This is a genomic window from Enterobacter mori (assembly GCF_025244905.1).
Classification (GTDB): Bacteria; Pseudomonadota; Gammaproteobacteria; order Enterobacterales; family Enterobacteriaceae; genus Enterobacter; species Enterobacter mori_A.
Genome location: NZ_CP104285.1, coordinates 2,340,669 through 2,356,010 on the forward strand (window position 1 = coordinate 2,340,669; position 15,342 = coordinate 2,356,010).

At 57.6% G+C, this 15,342-nt stretch carries 12 protein-coding genes and 1 pseudogene; 6 read left to right on the top strand and 7 right to left on the bottom strand.

Features of this window, described 5'->3' with window-relative positions; translation table 11 throughout:
- Positions 1-18 precede the first annotated feature (18 nt).
- The 3 genes from N2K86_RS11110 to N2K86_RS11120 are packed head-to-tail and all read right to left on the bottom strand — an operon-like array spanning position 19 to position 2,729.
- Positions 19-1,014 carry a DUF2891 domain-containing protein gene (locus tag N2K86_RS11110; protein WP_260661569.1) on the bottom strand — a complete coding sequence of 332 codons (996 nt, stop codon included), beginning with the start codon at positions 1,012-1,014 and terminating at the stop codon, positions 19-21.
- Positions 1,015-1,023: 9 nt separating this feature from the next.
- Positions 1,024-2,010 carry a DUF979 domain-containing protein gene (locus N2K86_RS11115; RefSeq protein ID WP_100166635.1) on the bottom strand — a complete coding sequence of 329 codons (987 nt, stop codon included), beginning with the start codon at positions 2,008-2,010 and terminating at the stop codon, positions 1,024-1,026.
- Positions 2,007-2,729 carry a DUF969 domain-containing protein gene (locus tag N2K86_RS11120; protein WP_260661570.1) on the bottom strand — a complete coding sequence of 241 codons (723 nt, stop codon included), beginning with the start codon at positions 2,727-2,729 and terminating at the stop codon, positions 2,007-2,009. Before N2K86_RS11120 ends, N2K86_RS11115 begins: the two co-directional genes overlap by 4 nt.
- Before the next feature lie 201 nt (positions 2,730-2,930).
- On the opposite strand from N2K86_RS11120, the gene N2K86_RS11125 reads away from it, so the two are divergent.
- Entirely contained in the window at positions 2,931-3,476 is a 546-nt protein-coding gene (locus N2K86_RS11125) for a winged helix DNA-binding protein (RefSeq protein WP_260661571.1), read from the top strand.
- Position 3,477: 1 nt separating this feature from the next.
- On the opposite strand, the gene glgX is transcribed toward N2K86_RS11125, so the two are convergent.
- Genes glgX through treZ form a run of 3 tightly spaced genes read right to left on the bottom strand, consistent with a single transcriptional unit; the run spans position 3,478 to position 9,821 of the window.
- Positions 3,478-5,553, bottom strand: coding sequence for a glycogen debranching protein GlgX (gene glgX / locus N2K86_RS11130; RefSeq protein ID WP_260661572.1), 2,076 nt, complete (start codon positions 5,551-5,553; stop codon positions 3,478-3,480).
- Positions 5,554-5,568: 15 nt separating this feature from the next.
- Entirely contained in the window at positions 5,569-8,037 is a 2,469-nt protein-coding gene (gene treY, locus N2K86_RS11135; protein ID WP_260661573.1) for a malto-oligosyltrehalose synthase, read from the bottom strand.
- Positions 8,034-9,821: a malto-oligosyltrehalose trehalohydrolase gene (treZ, locus tag N2K86_RS11140; RefSeq protein WP_260661574.1), complete on the bottom strand. Its 1,788-nt coding sequence runs from the start codon at positions 9,819-9,821 to the stop codon at positions 8,034-8,036. Before treZ ends, treY begins: the two co-directional genes overlap by 4 nt.
- 131 nt (positions 9,822-9,952) lie before the next feature.
- On the opposite strand from treZ, the gene N2K86_RS11145 reads away from it, so the two are divergent.
- From N2K86_RS11145 to N2K86_RS11160, 4 genes and pseudogenes are all read left to right on the top strand, one after another.
- Positions 9,953-10,480 carry a GNAT family N-acetyltransferase gene (locus N2K86_RS11145; RefSeq protein ID WP_260661575.1) on the top strand — a complete coding sequence of 176 codons (528 nt, stop codon included), beginning with the start codon at positions 9,953-9,955 and terminating at the stop codon, positions 10,478-10,480.
- 120 nt (positions 10,481-10,600) lie between these two features.
- A pseudogene (locus N2K86_RS11150) lies at positions 10,601-10,762 on the top strand (5'-nucleotidase); the annotation flags it as partial.
- Positions 10,763-10,903: 141 nt separating this feature from the next.
- Positions 10,904-11,890 (top strand): MBL fold metallo-hydrolase, encoded by a 987-nt coding sequence (locus tag N2K86_RS11155; RefSeq protein ID WP_260661576.1) that lies wholly within the window; start codon positions 10,904-10,906, stop codon positions 11,888-11,890.
- Between the two features lies 1 nt (position 11,891).
- Positions 11,892-12,803, top strand: a complete 912-nt coding sequence (locus N2K86_RS11160; protein WP_260661577.1) for a LysR family transcriptional regulator — start codon at positions 11,892-11,894, stop codon at positions 12,801-12,803.
- Here N2K86_RS11160 and N2K86_RS11165 read toward each other — a convergent pair.
- The gene (locus tag N2K86_RS11165; protein WP_260661578.1) at positions 12,794-13,678 is read right to left on the bottom strand and encodes a LysR substrate-binding domain-containing protein; all 885 of its coding nucleotides are present in this window, start codon (positions 13,676-13,678) and stop codon (positions 12,794-12,796) included. The genes N2K86_RS11160 and N2K86_RS11165 overlap by 10 nt on opposite strands.
- 112 nt (positions 13,679-13,790) lie before the next feature.
- On the opposite strand from N2K86_RS11165, the gene N2K86_RS11170 reads away from it, so the two are divergent.
- Positions 13,791-15,278, top strand: coding sequence for a UbiD family decarboxylase (locus tag N2K86_RS11170; RefSeq protein WP_260661579.1), 1,488 nt, complete (start codon positions 13,791-13,793; stop codon positions 15,276-15,278).
- Positions 15,279-15,342: the final 64 nt, after the last annotated feature.

Consider the following 15,342-nt stretch of genomic DNA (forward strand, 5'->3'; position numbering starts at 1 on the left):
AAAAGACGACGCGTTTGTTTACTCCAGCGCCAGCAGCGCAAAGCTCGCCAGCCAGTGCCCGCCGCTGTAGTGGCTGCCCACTACATGCTTCACGCTTGCCGCCAGGTGTTTCGCCACGGCATCACGCATTGCCTGCTGCTCCGGATGGCTCTCCGGCAGCGCCTTTGCAATGTGCTTCATACACCAGGCGCGGCTGAGGTTTAACCCGTCCAGATGGGCAATTTTCGGGTCGGTACGGTCGCTCACCTCCGCCGGGTTCATCAGTGCCGCAACAGTCCCTACATCAGGGAGGAATTTATCAAACCATGCCGGGAAGGTATCCGCTACCTTGCTCATCAGCAGCGCCTCGGTCAGCGCGCCGGAAATATACTCATCGCCGCCCGGTTCGTAGTGCGCAGGATAGCGCGTATCTGCGAGATAAAACCGCTCAGCTGCCGTCAGAATCGCCTGCTCCAGCGCACCGTCTTGCACGGCGCGGGCGTAATCGAGCGCCAGCGCGAGGGCAAACGCCGTGTTGTAATGCGTTCCAACGCGGATCGGATAGGTGAGCTTGCTGAGGTAATCCACCAGCCGGTTGCGAATATCCTGGGTTAACGGCTCAAGCGTTTGGTACCAGACTGCGGCCTGCGGCAGCGCCGACTGTTTCAACTCCTGAGCCAGCGCCAGCAGCCATCCGTAGCCATACGGTCGTTCGAACGACGCGCGGAACGGCGCGGTGAAATAGGCCAGCTCTTTCGCCACATTCTCATCGGTCAGATGCTCGTCAATAAGCGCGACAATTTCATTCCGACACGGTAGCTCTGGGTAGAGGCGCACGCAGCGCAGCAGCAGCCAGTAGCCGTGCACCGCCGAGTGCCAGTCAAAACAGCCGTAGAAAATGGGGTGCAGCTCGCGAGGCGGCAGAACATCGCCATCATCATTCAGCAGGTGCATGATGTGGTTCGGGTATTCCTGGCGCAAATAGGTCAAAGGCATGCGAGCAAACGCGTCTGCCTGATGTTGCGTTAATTCCATATCAGCTCCTTAGCGAAACACGAGGAAATACATTAAGAACACGTTCACCACCAGCAGGGTTAACGCGGTCGGGATCTGGATCTTGATCACCTGATATTTGTCTTTCAGCTCCAGCAGCGCGGCGGGAACGATATTGAAGTTCGCGGCCATCGGCGTCATCAGCGTGCCGCAATAGCCCGCGTACATGCCAATTGCCAGCAGCGGTGCCGGGTTGCCGTGATGCACGTTAATCAGGAACGGTAAGGCGATACCGGCACTTAATACCGGGAAAGCGGCAAAGGCATTACCCATGATCATGGTAAATAGCGCCATACCCACGCAGTAAATCACCACCAGCATGAAGCGGCTATCCGGGTTCACGAACAGGCTGACCACCTTCTGCACCGAATCGCCGGTATTGGCCGCCACGAACACGCCGCCGAGCATCGCCAGCATCTGCGGCAGGATCACCGCCCAGCCGATGGTGTCGACAAGACGACGAGACTGGCGGATAGCGTGCAGCGGCGTACCCTTCGTTAGCCACCATCCGGTGAGGATCGCCGCGACGCAGGCCACGCACAGCGCCGCCAGGGTAAGCTGTTTCTGGTCGAGGAGATAAACGCCGCCAATCGACACGCCCTTCAGGAACAGCGTCCCGATAACCGTCACCACCGGGATCATCAGCGCTGGCAGGAACAGCCAGTTTTTAAGCCGGTTTGACGACGCAACGCGCTCCTCGTCGGAGGCCATTTTATAGTGCCCCTTTCCGACCAGACCAAAGCCCGCCAGCAGCGCAATAGCGATGACGCCGCCGCCAATGATCCGATACGCCAGCGATTTCCCCAGCTCCTGCACCATCAGATCGCCAAACAGGAAGATCCCGCCGAATAAAAACCAGAACAGCGCGGTGGTAAAACGCTTCGGATTGGCGCGATCGCGCAGGGTCATCACGACCAGCAGCATCACGACAAAGCCGATGAGGTAGTACACGCGGTTAATGGTGATAAGCGTCATCATTGCGCCACCTCCTGTTTACCCTGCTCTGCACGCCAGGCCATGACGTCACGACGAATGCTGGCATCCAGGCGCAGCAGGCGAGCCATATGAATAATTAATGCCGCAATGGCGGTGGGAATAGCCCACAGACCGATATGCAGCGGTTCGATCCCCTGGATCCCGTTTTCTTTCAGGAAGGCGTCAATCAGCAGAACCGCACCGAAGGCGATAAAGATGTCCTCGCCAAAAAAGACCGCGATATTGTCGCACGCGGCGGCATGGGCTTTGATTTTGTCGCGGATATGCTGCGGCAGATCGCCGTATTCGTTCAGCGCCGCCCCTTCGGCCATCGGGGCCAGCAGCGGGCGCACCGTCTGGGCATGACCGCCAAGAGACATCAATCCCAGCGCTGCGGTGCCTTCACGGGCGACAAAATAGAGCATCAGAATGCGTGCCGAGGTCGCGCTGGCGATCTTCGCCACCCAGGCCTGGGCGCGCTCTTTCAGCCCGTAATATTCCAGCAGACCAATCACCGGCAGGATCAGAATGAAGGTGGCCAGCGATCGGCTATTCACGAACTTTTCGCCGAAAGTCTCCAGCAGCATGCCGAAATCCATTCCGACCAGCAGACCCGTCGCCAGCCCCGCCACCACGACCACCAGCAGCGGGTTGAAGCGCAGTGCAAAACCAATAACCACGATCGGTATCCCGATCAGCGGCAACAGCGTAGTACCGTCCATAAACGTTTACCCTATCCAAAGTGAGCGTTGCGCGCCGACGGCTATTTTTTTAATTTGCGGCGAGCGATGTTGTGTTTTTTCGTCAGGCTTCGAAAAACCTGCGCTAAAAAGCTATATCTGAACCTCAAAAACATGTAAACAATTTATCAATAAAATGTTCTTATTTTATCGATGAGTTTACATTTCTGGCTAAGGAACGTTATGACCTCAAAAAAGGGTGTTGCCTCAAACCACGACGATATTACGGATGGCCGCATCGTCTCCTCTCGCCACCTGGTGTCGGAACGCTGTGCGGAGCTATCGGAGCTGGAATACGCGCTGATCATGACCAGCAACGCGTTTAACAAATGGATGGTGCGCTGCATGACGGCGGCCGGCGATCCGGATATGGGGGCGTTTGACGTGTCGCTGCTGCATCATGTGAATCATCGCAACCGCAAGAAAAAGCTGGCCGATATCTGCTTCGTGCTGAACGTGGAAGATACGCACGTGGTGACGTATGCTCTGAAAAAGCTGGTTAAGGCGGGCTACGTAACGAGTGAGAAAGCGGGCAAGGAACTCTTCTTCTCCACGACGGAGGAAGGCAAAGCCTTATGCATGAAGTACCGCGACGTGCGGGAAGCCTGCCTGATTAATATTCATGGAGAGAGCGGTATTTCAGGAACGTCTATCGGGGAAACCGCGCAGCTGCTGCGCACGATCTCCTCCCTGTATGATACCGCCGCGCGTGCGGCGGCATCGCTGTGAGTTAAGGACGTCTGAAAAGCGAGATACTGCGTCCGGCCAGTTCGTAATCTACGGCCTGGGTGATAACCGTTCCGGAGGCAGTATCTTCAGCCGTAGACAGCTCAAGCACCCATCCACCTTCCCCAAACAGCGGGATCTGGAAGGGAACCGGGCCTTCAAACGGGTTAAACAACATCAGCACATCGTGCCAGATGCCCTCCTCCTGTTTGAGATCCGGCCTGCTGATGGAAACGCCAAGCGTTGAGCCCTCATCCCACTGCTCGGCCTGCTGCGGCCCCCCTCCGGCATTAAACCAGCGGATCTCCAGCCCGTCGCGCCAGCTTTCACGACGCAGTAACGGCTGCGATGCGCGTAAGGCAATGAGCCGTCGGGTAAACTCGCGCAGCGCCGTGTCGTTTTCGGTTAGCCCCTTCCAGTCGATCCACGAAATCTCACTGTCCTGGCAGTAGCCGTTATTATTACCCTTCTGCGTGCGGCCAAACTCGTCGCCCGCCAGCAGCATCGGCGTGCCGTGGGAGAACAGCAGAGTGGTCAGGAAATTACGTTTCTGCCGCTCGCGCGTGGCAATAATATCCAGGTTCTCCGTCGGCCCCTCTTCGCCATAGTTGTACGAGCGATTATCGTTATGCCCGTCGTTATTGTCCTCGCCGTTGTCGGCGTTGTGCTTCTCGTTGTACGACACCAGGTCGTTCAGTGTAAAGCCGTCATGGGCGGTGATGAAGTTGACGCTGGCCCACGGACGACGTCCGCGCAGATCGTAGAGATCGCCGGAGCCCAGCAGACGGGCGGCAAAATCGTTTGAGACATTATCGCCCTTCCAGTATTCACGCACCGTGTCGCGGTATTTGTCGTTCCACTCGCCCCAGCCCGGCGGGAAACCGCCGACCTGATAGCCGCCGGGACCGATATCCCAGGGTTCACCAATCAGCTTGAGTTTAGAGAGCACCGGATCCTGTGTGACCGCGTCGAAGAAACCGCCGCGCGGATCAAACCCTTCCGGCTCGCGGCCGAGGATGGTCCCTAAGTCAAAGCGGAAACCGTCAATATGCATCGATTCCGCCCAGTAGCGCAGGGAATCCATCACCATCTGCAGCACGCGCGGGTGCGAGGTGTTAACCGTGTTTCCCGTCCCGGTGTCGTTAATGTAATAGCGGTGCTGGCCCGGCAGCGTGCGGTAATAGCTGTAGTTATCAATGCCCTTAAACGAAAGCGTTGGCCCCAGCTCGTTACCTTCCGCCGTATGGTTATACACCACGTCCAGAATCACCTCGATGCCCGCGTCATGATACGCACGCACCATGTTGCGGAAACCCTGGATCCCCGCCGGGCCGTAGTAGCGCGACGCCGGAGCGAAAAAGCCCAGCGTGTTATAGCCCCAGAAGTTTTTCAGCCCGCGGTCAAGCAGATGCTGGTCGTCCGGAAACCAGTGAACCGGGAGCAGCTCAACCGAGGTGATGCCAAGACTTTTGATGTACTCGACCGAGGCTTTGTGTCCCATCCCCTCAAACGTGCCGCGCAGTTCGGGCGGAATGGCCGGGTTCATCTGGGTAAAGCCTTTCACGTGGCTCTCATAGACAACGGTATGCGACCAGGGCACGTTCGGCCGGTTGTTGTCCTGCCAGTCGAAAGCGTCCGGATCGATAACCTTACATTTGGGCGTGAACGGCGCGCTATCGCGGGTATCAAAACTGAGATCGAGTTCATCATGCCCAAGCTCATAGCCAAAATGGGCGTCGTTCCAGTCGATATCGCCCACCAGTTCACGGGCGTAGGGGTCAATAAGCAACTTATGCGGGTTGAAGCGATGTCCGCTTTCCGGGGCGTAGGGACCGTAGACGCGATAGCCGTACAGCGCGCCGGGCTTGAGATCGGGCACGTAGCCGTGCCAGACCTCATGGGTATATTCCGGGAGTTCCAGTCGGGCAATTTCCGTTTTCCCGGACGGGTCAAACAGACAGAGCTCCACCCGCTCTGCGTGCGCGGAGAAGAGCGCAAAGTTCACGCCTTTTCCGTCATAGTTTGCGCCCAACAGCTGGCCATGACCGGCCCGAATTTCAAACCTGTTATCCTTTGCCATTTTTGTTCTCCACGATTATTCGCAGGTAAGCAGAACCAATACACATCCCTTTTCTGACGTTAGATCCAGCGTCTCTTGCAGAACGCGGCTTTCACCGCTGAACACATCGCGATAGCGCTTCCCGACCAGCTCGTCGGGTATGGCTACCGAGGTATTGACCCACAGTTTTTCGTTCCTGGTGACAGTGAAAACCAGGCGCGGCACAGCAACAATCAGCGCCTGGTCGTCCTTAACGCGCGCATACACAATCAGATGCTCCTCGCGCTCACCGGTCACTTTAAGCGGCAGCCAGTCGCCGTAGCGGAACAGCACCGGGTAGTGCGGGCGCAGCCGCAGCAGCGTGGCAGTGACATACTGCTTCACGCGCCCGTCCCGCCAGCACTGCTCGTCGTTAAACACCCTAAGGTCCGCCGTACTGAGGTTTTGCACCAGCGCGGCGAAGTCCGGTTCGCGTCGGTTATCCGGGTCAACCAGGCTAAAGTTGAGCGCTTCGCTGCCCTGATAGATATCCGGTACGCCGGGCGCGGTAAGTTTAATCACCGTCTGGCTCAGGCTGTTCATCAGGCCTGCGCGAATAAAGGGCTGTAAGGTTTCACTGAAATCATGCAGGAACAGCGTGTTGTCGGGCGACAGCAGATGGCGGACGTAGTCCATCACGACGTTTTCGTAACTCTCGTTACTGTCGATCCAGTCGGTTCGCTGCTTGGCCTCGCGCAGCGCTTTTTCAATAAAACCAAGGAAACGCGCTTCAAGGGTTTGCAGCCCGTCCCAGTCGTCAGGTGAGAGCGTGGCAGGCCAGACGCCAGCCAACGCCTGATAAATCATCCAGGTATCAGCGGCGTTCGGCGCGGTGCCGTCGTTAAGGAAGCGCACTTGCGTCTGGTTCATCTGCCGCCAGCGTGCCAGATTCTCGCCCCACTGTTCGGGCGCTTCCGTCAGCGTGTACAGGCGCGCGCGAGCATCCTCCCCGCGCTTGGTGTCGTGAGTCGAGGTACCCAGCAGCGCATCGGGCTGACGGGCAAGACGAATGCGCATCTCCTGATGGAAACGCGACAGCGAGAAGGCGCGCGGCGTCGGGTCGGCCCCCACTTCATTAAGCGCAAGCTCGAGATTGTGGCGAAAGAACAGCGTGTCTTCCACGGACTTCGCCATCAGCGGCCCGGTCAACTGCTGGAAACGGGTCCTGAACAGGGAGGCCGCATCGCGGTCACGCTCCGGCAGATCGCCGGTCAGAATACGCACGATCAGGCTAAGCGCGGGTTCCGAGGTGTTCACACTGGCGACAACACGGCTCAGCAGCGTAACGTCAGAAGGCGTTAACCCCTTAGCAGTCCCGTAGGTGCGGTAAACCGGAAAGGCGATAAGCAGTTCGCGTAACGCATGATGAATATCATCTGTCTGTATCTCAACGTTGTTGTGCTGAGCCAAATCGCGGGCAATGTTGAGAAGCGTGGTGAATTCCCCTTCGAAGTTGCGGTCGGTCATCAGCCCTTTGGCATCCCGCAGCGCGTTTTGCCGATCGACCGTAACGCCCAGCGTCTCGTTATGGACTTTTTCCAGACGCTCCAGGCTATTGTCATCCACCAACACCTCCGCCAGCGACGCGATGAATTCGTACCCCGTCGTGCCGGACACGGGCCACTCGGCCGGGAGCTGTTCTCCCTTCGCGAGGATTTTCTCCACCGTGATGTAACAGTCTGGCCCGGTGGCCTGGCGCAGACGGTGCAGATACCCCAGCGGATCTGCCAGTCCGTCAATATGGTCAATGCGCAGGCCGTCAACGGTCCCGTCGTGAACCAGTTCGAGGATCAGGCGGTGCGTGTCGTTAAAAACCTGTTCGTCTTCTACCCGGACGCCGACCAGCCCGGTAATCTCAAAGAAGCGTCGCCACGAAAGCTGCTTCGGCGCTTCGCGCCATGACATCAGCCGCCAGCTCTGCGCCTCGTGCAGTTCGGCGATGCTTTTGTTCTCTTCCCAGGTACCCGGGTTAAGCGGATAGGCGGTGTCGTAATAGACCAGCGCGGTCTTATTCGTGACACTGTCACGATGAAGCGTAATGGCACCCTTCTCCAGTTCGGCTTCAAAGGTATCGCCAAGAAACGGCAGCGTCAGCGGTCGCGACCAGTCGATATCGAAATAACGCGCGTAGCGGCTCTGTTTGCCGTGCTCAATTACGTCTCGCCACCAGCGGTTTTCCAGCGATGTCGACATATGGTTAGGGACAATATCCAGTATCAACCCCATGTCAGCCTGCCTGAGCGCCGCGGCCATGCGGTTAAAACCTTCTCGCCCACCTATCGCGGGGTCAATTTCATTGGGATCGGTGACGTCATAGCCGTGGGTGGAATCCGCTGTCGCGGTAAAAACAGGTGACGCATAGAGATGGCTAATGCCGAGATCGCGGAAATACGGGATCAGAGCAACCACCCGGTCAAACGTCATGCCATTGCGAAACTGTATGCGGTACGTGGCGGAAGGGATCATAACGCGGCTTCTCCATCAGCAAAGCGAACAACAATGCTGTTCGGCGGCAAAGCGTCACCCGCCTCCGGCCAGCTAAAGAGGGTTTCTCCATCCAGTTCGGGCATTGGGACAGTTTTATTGCCAATATTCAGTGCCAGCGACAGCGTCCCCTGCGGGAACTGCCAGCTCACCGTGACCCTGCCGTGCGCCGTTTGCAGGATCTTGCCCTCAACGGTTCCGCCCTGGCGCAGCAGTGGGACGATATGACGATGCCGCAGCGAAAGCAGGCTTCGGGTAAAGCGCAGCCACGCTGTTCCCTCCTCCTGCGATAGCTTATCCCAGTCGAGCGTTGAGCGGACGAACGTGTTCAGATCGTTAGGATCGGGGACGGTCTCATCGTGCCCGGCATGGCCGGTAAACTCCTTCGCGCGCCCTTCCCGCACGGCTTTTGCCAGCTCGCCATGGAAATCGGTGAAGAACAGAAACGGATGGGTTTCACCGAACTCTTCGCCCATAAACAGCAGCGGGATGTGGGGTGAAAGAAGCAGCGCCGCCAGCAGCACGCGGGTCTTCTCCGCGCCCGCCAGCGTGATGAGCCGCTCCCCCTGGGCGCGATTCCCGGTCTGATCGTGGTTTTGAATAAAATCAACGAAGAACGGTGGCGGCTGGGTGTGGCACTCCACGCCGCGCGATTGACCGGTTTGCAGAGAAACCTCGCCCTGGTAGACAAATCCCTCCGTTAGCGCCCGGGCGAATTTTTTCTCCGGCTCTAAGGCAAAATCCTGGTAGTACGCGTGCGTCTCGCCGGTGGCAAACACGTGAGCGGCATTGTGGAAGTCATCATTCCACTCGGCGGTGAACAGCGGGGTACTGCCCTGTTCATCTCGCGGATGCAGGAAAATCACGTTGCGGCTGTCTTCCGTGGTCAGGTGAACGTGACGGTGCGGGATCGCCTCGCGGATTGTTTCGGCTATCTCCTCAAGAATGTGCGTATCCGAAGTGTCTTTGATCTGGTCGATGGCATCAAACCGTAGGCCATCCAGACGATATTCCGTCAGCCAGTAAAGCGGCGCATCGGTGATGTATTGCCTCACCGGCTCGCGTTCGTAAGCGATGCCGTTGCCCCACGGCGTCATCCGATCCGCATCGAAAAATGCGGGTGACAGCAAGGGCAGATAATTCCCCTCCGGGCCGAAATGGTTGAGCACAATATCCAGTACCACCGAAAGCCCCAGTCCGTGCGCGGCGTCGATAAACGCGTGAAAATCCCCCGGAGAACCGTAGGCTGCGTGCGGCGCGTACAGCAGTACGCCGTCATAGCCCCAGCCGCGGGATCCGCCAAACTGAGAAACGGGCATCACTTCAAGCTGGGTAATACCGAGCTCTGCCAGATACGGCAGCTTGTCGATGGCCGCCCGGAAGGTGCCCTCCGGGGTAAAGGTGCCAATGTGCAGCTCGTAAATGACCGTCTCTTCCCACGGACGCCCCTTCCAGCCACGGTTAACGTGCGCATACCGGCGATGATCGATAACAACCGACGGTCCGTTGACATCCCCTTTCTGAGCGCGTGACGCAGGGTCAGGAACGGTCATGCCGTCCTGTAAAACAAACTGATACTCTGCGCCATGCTTGATGCCCGTAACGTCAGCCTGGAACCAGCCATTGCCGCTGGCGGCCATCGGAATGTCGTTATCGTTTAGACGCAGCGTGAGATTTTTTTGTCCTTCAGCCCAGACGCGAAAGCGGACAACGTCATCGGAAATATACTCAGCACCCCAGTGCCTTTGACACGTTCTGAATTCCATTCCTTGTCCTCGAATGACCGCATTTTACGCGAAACGAAGTACAAGCTTAGTTCAGTATGAAAAGTGTGTTAGCTCAGCGAATTTAACCGCTTCGTCTATTCTTTATGAAATAACTCACTACAGGGAATTCTATGCAGATTCGAAAAGGATTAAATACTGACCTCGTACGTCTTGAATGCTGTGACTTTTCTTTCACCATTAGCCATATTGCGCGAGAACCCTTTATCCATTGCGAGTTGCATATCGACGCCGTCGCCGAACCCTGGACAAAAACCTACGAGCTCGACATTCAAACCCTTGAAAACAACTGCGTTAATCCGGACGCGATATTTCTTATCGCCGAAACGGATGACGGTGAAATAGCCGGATTTATTACCGCGTCAATCAGCTGGAATAAGTTTATCTCAGTGGATTATATTGCTGTTGATCGAACAAAACGCAGAACCGGCGCCGCGCAAAAATTGATGGCCGCCGCACACGTTTGGGCCCGCAGCGTCAATGCCGCCGGGTTACGGCTTGAGACGCAAAACGTAAATGTGTCAGCCTGTCTGTTCTACCGTCAATATGGTTTTACCCTGGGCGGATACGATCGTTATCTGTACAACGCCTTACCGGAAAAAGACGAAGTTGCCCTGTTCTGGTATTACATGCTGGTCTAGCAAGCAGCCTTCATATTTCTGTCATTAGATTTCATTACGCTTTCGGGATTTTAACCACGGTGTTGAGGAAAGAAGTGTGAATTCAATGGCTAAGGCATTACTGCTGGCATTACCTGTTAAGAGCGTCGCCAGAGCATCCTCAAAAAGCAGCAGATCGTGATGCTGTTTGGCGACAGCCTGCCGGATTTCGCCGTGCAGTTTAAAAACAAAAAGCCGAGCGAGCAGCAGCGTGAGCTGGTTAAAGCCACGCTGGACAGCTGGAACGCCCCCCTGAAAAAATAATATCTTATGGCCGGGAAAGGCATCGCCCGCCTTGTCGGCCCTTCGGTTTACTATCCATCCCATTTATAGGTCCTATCATTATTAGGCAGGTTCTTATAATTTTACGGAGAAGTAAGATGAGCGCTTTCAAAGGAGACTCGTATGCTTACCGTGAAAAAACTTGCCCTGTCCATGCTGATTTCCAGTTCAATGCTGTTCTATCCTGCGCTGCAGGCGACGGCACAGACGCCCCAGCACGTCGTTAAACAACCGGCGGGCGGATACAGCGTTCAGGTCGGCGATGTGCTTGTCACCTCGTTTACCGACGGGAGCGTCGCGCAGGATCTGCACAAGCTGCTGCGCCGGACAAAGCCGCAAAACATTGATGCACTGCTGGCGAAAAATTTCCAGACTAACCCGGCTGAGGTGTCCATCAACGCCTTCCTGATTGCGATGCCTGGACATAAAATTCTGGTGGATACCGGCTCAGGCCAGCTGTTTGGCCCCGGCAATGGCGGACGTCTGATTGAGAGCCTCGCCACGCAGGGAATTAAGCCGCAGGACATTACTGAAGTCCTGCTGACTCACGCCCACTCCGACCATTCTGGCGGCCTGGTAAAAGACGGCAAGGCGGTGTTCAGCAACGCCCGCGTTTTCGTGGGCAAACCGGACATCGACTTTTTCTTTAACGACGACAACCAGAAAAAAACCGGCTACGGCAAGAACTACTTTACCGTCGCGCAGAAGACCTTAAAGCCCTATCTGGACGCCGGCAAGGTCGTGCCGTTTAGCGGCACCTCTGAACTTCTGCCGGGTATTACCGGCACGGTTCATCCAGGCCATACGCCGGGTTCAGCGTTTTATACCCTGGAAAGCAAAGGCGAGAAGATCACCTTCGTGGGCGACATTATTCACGCCGCGGCGGTCCAGTTCCCGCAACCTGACGTGACAATCACCTACGATGAAGATCAGAACAAAGCGGCAGGCGTGCGCCAGCACGCGTTTGCGGACTTTGTGAAAAATAAAGATCTGGTGGCTGCGCCCCATCTGCCTTTCCCGGGTATCGGCTACGTGACCAAAGGCGAAAGCAGCGGCTATGCCTGGGTACCGGTAACCTATACCAACCGGGACGCCAGCGGCGCGAAATAAGATGACGCGGGTTACTGAGATGGACATAGACCTGCTCCTGACCCTGGACGCCCTGCTCCAGGACAGGAACATCACCCATGCGGCCGCGCGGCTGGGCATCAGCCAGCCGGCGATGTCCGCCCGTCTCGCGCGCCTGCGTTCGCTCTTTGGCGAACCGCTGTTTATTCCCTCCCCGCATGGACGCGGGGTGTTACCCACACCGAGAGCGGAGGCACTCAGGCCGCAGGTGGAGGGCGTGCTGCGCGGCATCAGCGCGATGTTTGCCCCCACCGCGTTCAAGGCGCAAACCAGCAGCCGGACCTTTGTTATCGCGCTGCATGAAAACCCGGCGCTGATGCTGGGCACCGGGCTGCTTAACCAGGTAGGCGCAGCAGCCCCCGGCGTCCGCCTGCGCTTCGCCCTGCCTGTGATGGCTGAACTGCCGCAGCAGCTGGAAAAGGGGGATGTGGATATCTACATTGGCGTGAGCGCGGGAGCCCATGACGGCTGGGTGAGGCGCAAGCTCATCGACGACGCGTTCGCCACCGCACAGCGCAAAGGCCATCCGCGCGGGACAGGACCGTTAGATCTGGAAAGCTACTGCGCCATTTCTCATCTGGTAGTGTCATCGGCGGGGGATCCGTTTACCGGCTTTGTCGATCAAACCCTCGCAGGGTTGGGCTACCAGCGGCACGTCGCCATGTCGACGCAGAGCTACGCCGTGGCGCCTGCGCTTGTGGCCGGTACCGACCTGGTGTGCACCCTGCCGGAGCGGATGCTGAAACAGTTTGCCAGCACGCTGGATCTCTTCGCGCCGCCGCTGCCGCTCCAGCCGATTACCATCAACATGTACTGGCACCCGAAAAACAGCCATGATCCGGCGAATACCTGGCTGCGCGAGCAGCTGCTGCTGGCCGCCGGACGTCAGGTGTGATCGAGGGTAACCAGAAATTTTTTAAGCACTTCTGAGCGAATAATCCGGTGGCAAACCAGCGTCAACTCGCTTTCCCTGAGCCGGTCGAGGATGTCCACGTAAACCACATTCTCGACGCTCACCGCCTTTGCCGACGCGGGCAGCAGCGCCAGCCCAAACCCCGCCGAGACCAGGCTTATCACAGTGGGCACGTCGGTCGCGTTTTGTACCACGTCCGGCTGAAAACCCGCTCCGCTACAGGCGTCATAAAAGTACTGTTCCAGCCCCATTCCCTCCGGGTCGCGCAGGGAGATCCACTTTTCATCTTTCACCGACGAAAGCGTCAGCGCGGCAGAACCGGCCAGGGGATGCTGACGATACAGCGCCAGCACCGTTTTTTCAGCGGTGAACGGTCGGCTTTGCAGATCGTCAGGCAGCGACGGCAAGGGAGCCCGGATAATGGCCACATCCAGCTGATTGCTCTGCACGGCCGCGTAGAGCGTCTGCACATTTCCCGTCACCAGCGACATGGTGATGTCCGGCCAGCGCGTATGCATCTGGCGCAGCGCGGCGGGCAGCCTGCCGTCGAACATCGCGCTCGACACGCACCCCAGGTTTAACACCCCCTGCTCGCCTCTTGCCGTTTGCCTGGCGTCCAGAACCGCCTGCTCGGTCAGGGAGATGGCAAGCCTGGCTTTCACCAGAAACGCTTCGCCAGCGGGCGTCAGGGTTAAGCGGCGGTTCGCCCGGCTAAAGAGCGTGACGCCTAAACGTTCCTCCAGCGCCTTTATCTGCTGACTCAGCGCCGGTTGCGCCATGTTCAGACGCTCAGCGGCACGGTGCATGTGGAGCTCTTCGGCAACGACGATGAAATGGCGCATCTGACGAAACTGCACGGAACACCTCCTCTTTTGATATTAATTTACTTATCAATTTAACAGTAATGATGCAATTGATGCTATTGGTCATCGCCCTGAGAATGAAGGTATTCAAACGAGGGAGGAAAACATGGAAAACCAGATTAACGATCTCCGCAGCGCCATCGCCCTACTTCAGCGCCACGAAGGGCACTATATTGAAACCGAGCGTCCGGTCGATCCCAACGCAGAGCTGGCGGGGGTCTACCGTCATATCGGCGCGGGCGGTACGGTAAAACGTCCGACCCGTACGGGCCCGGCCATGATGTTCAACAGCGTGAAGGGCTATCCGGGCTCCCGCATTCTGGTGGGCATGCACGCCAGCCGCGATCGTGCGGCGCTCCTTCTGGGCTGCGAGCCTTCTGAACTGGCAAAACACGTCGGACAGGCGGTGAAAAAGCCGGTGGCACCCGTTGTCGTTCCGGCCTCGCAGGCCCCCTGTCAGGAGCAGGTCTTCTACGCGGACGACCCTGATTTCGACCTGCGCAAACTGCTTCCTGCACCGACAAACACACCGATTGATGCGGGCCCGTTCTTCTGTCTGGGGCTGGTGCTGGCAAGCGATCCTGAAGATAGCTCGCTCACGGATGTCACCATCCACCGTCTCTGCGTCCAGGAGCGTGACGAGCTTTCCATGTTCCTTGCCGCCGGTCGTCATATCGAAGTCTTCCGCAAAAAGGCGGAAGAGGCCGGAAAACCATTGCCGGTGACGATCAACATGGGGCTCGATCCCGCCATCTATATCGGCGCGTGCTTTGAGGCCCCTACCACGCCGTTTGGCTACAACGAGCTGGGCGTCGCCGGGGCGCTGCGCGAGCATCCGGTCGAACTGGTGCAGGGCGTGGCGGTGAAAGAGAAAGCGATCGCGCGTGCGGAAATCATCATCGAGGGCGAGCTGCTTCCAGGCGTGCGCGTAAGAGAAGATCAGCACACCAATACCGGCCACGCGATGCCGGAGTTCCCGGGCTACTGCGGTGAGGCGAACCCCTCCCTGCCGGTGATCAAAGTGAAAGCGGTGACCATGCGTCATCACGCAATCCTGCAAACGCTGGTGGGGCCAGGAGAAGAACATACCACGCTGGCCGGTTTGCCGACGGAGGCCAGCATCCGCAATGCCGTTGAGGAGGCGATTCCGGGCTTCCTGCAAAACGTCTATGCGCATACCGCGGGCGGCGGTAAGTTCCTCGGTATTTTGCAGGTGAAAAAACGCCAGCCGTCGGACGAAGGACGTCAGGGCCAGGCGGCACTCATTGCCTTAGCCACCTATTCGGAGCTGAAAAATATTATTCTTGTCGACGAAGACGTGGATATTTTCGACAGCGACGACATCCTGTGGGCGATGACCACCCGTATGCAGGGCGATGTCAGCATCACCAATATCCCGGGGATCCGCGGCCACCAGCTGGATCCGTCTCAGTCGCCGGATTACAGCAACTCAATTCGCGCAAACGGCATTTCCTGCAAGACAATCTTCGACTGCACGGTGCCGTGGGCGTTGAAGGACCGCTTCGAGCGCGCGCCGTTTATGGAGGTGGATCCACGTCCGTGGGCGCCTGAGCTGTTTAACGATAAAAAATAAACGTTTTTTCCTTTTCTTCACCCTTCAGGGGTGAAGAACCTCACGCTTAAATTGCCGCTTCCCC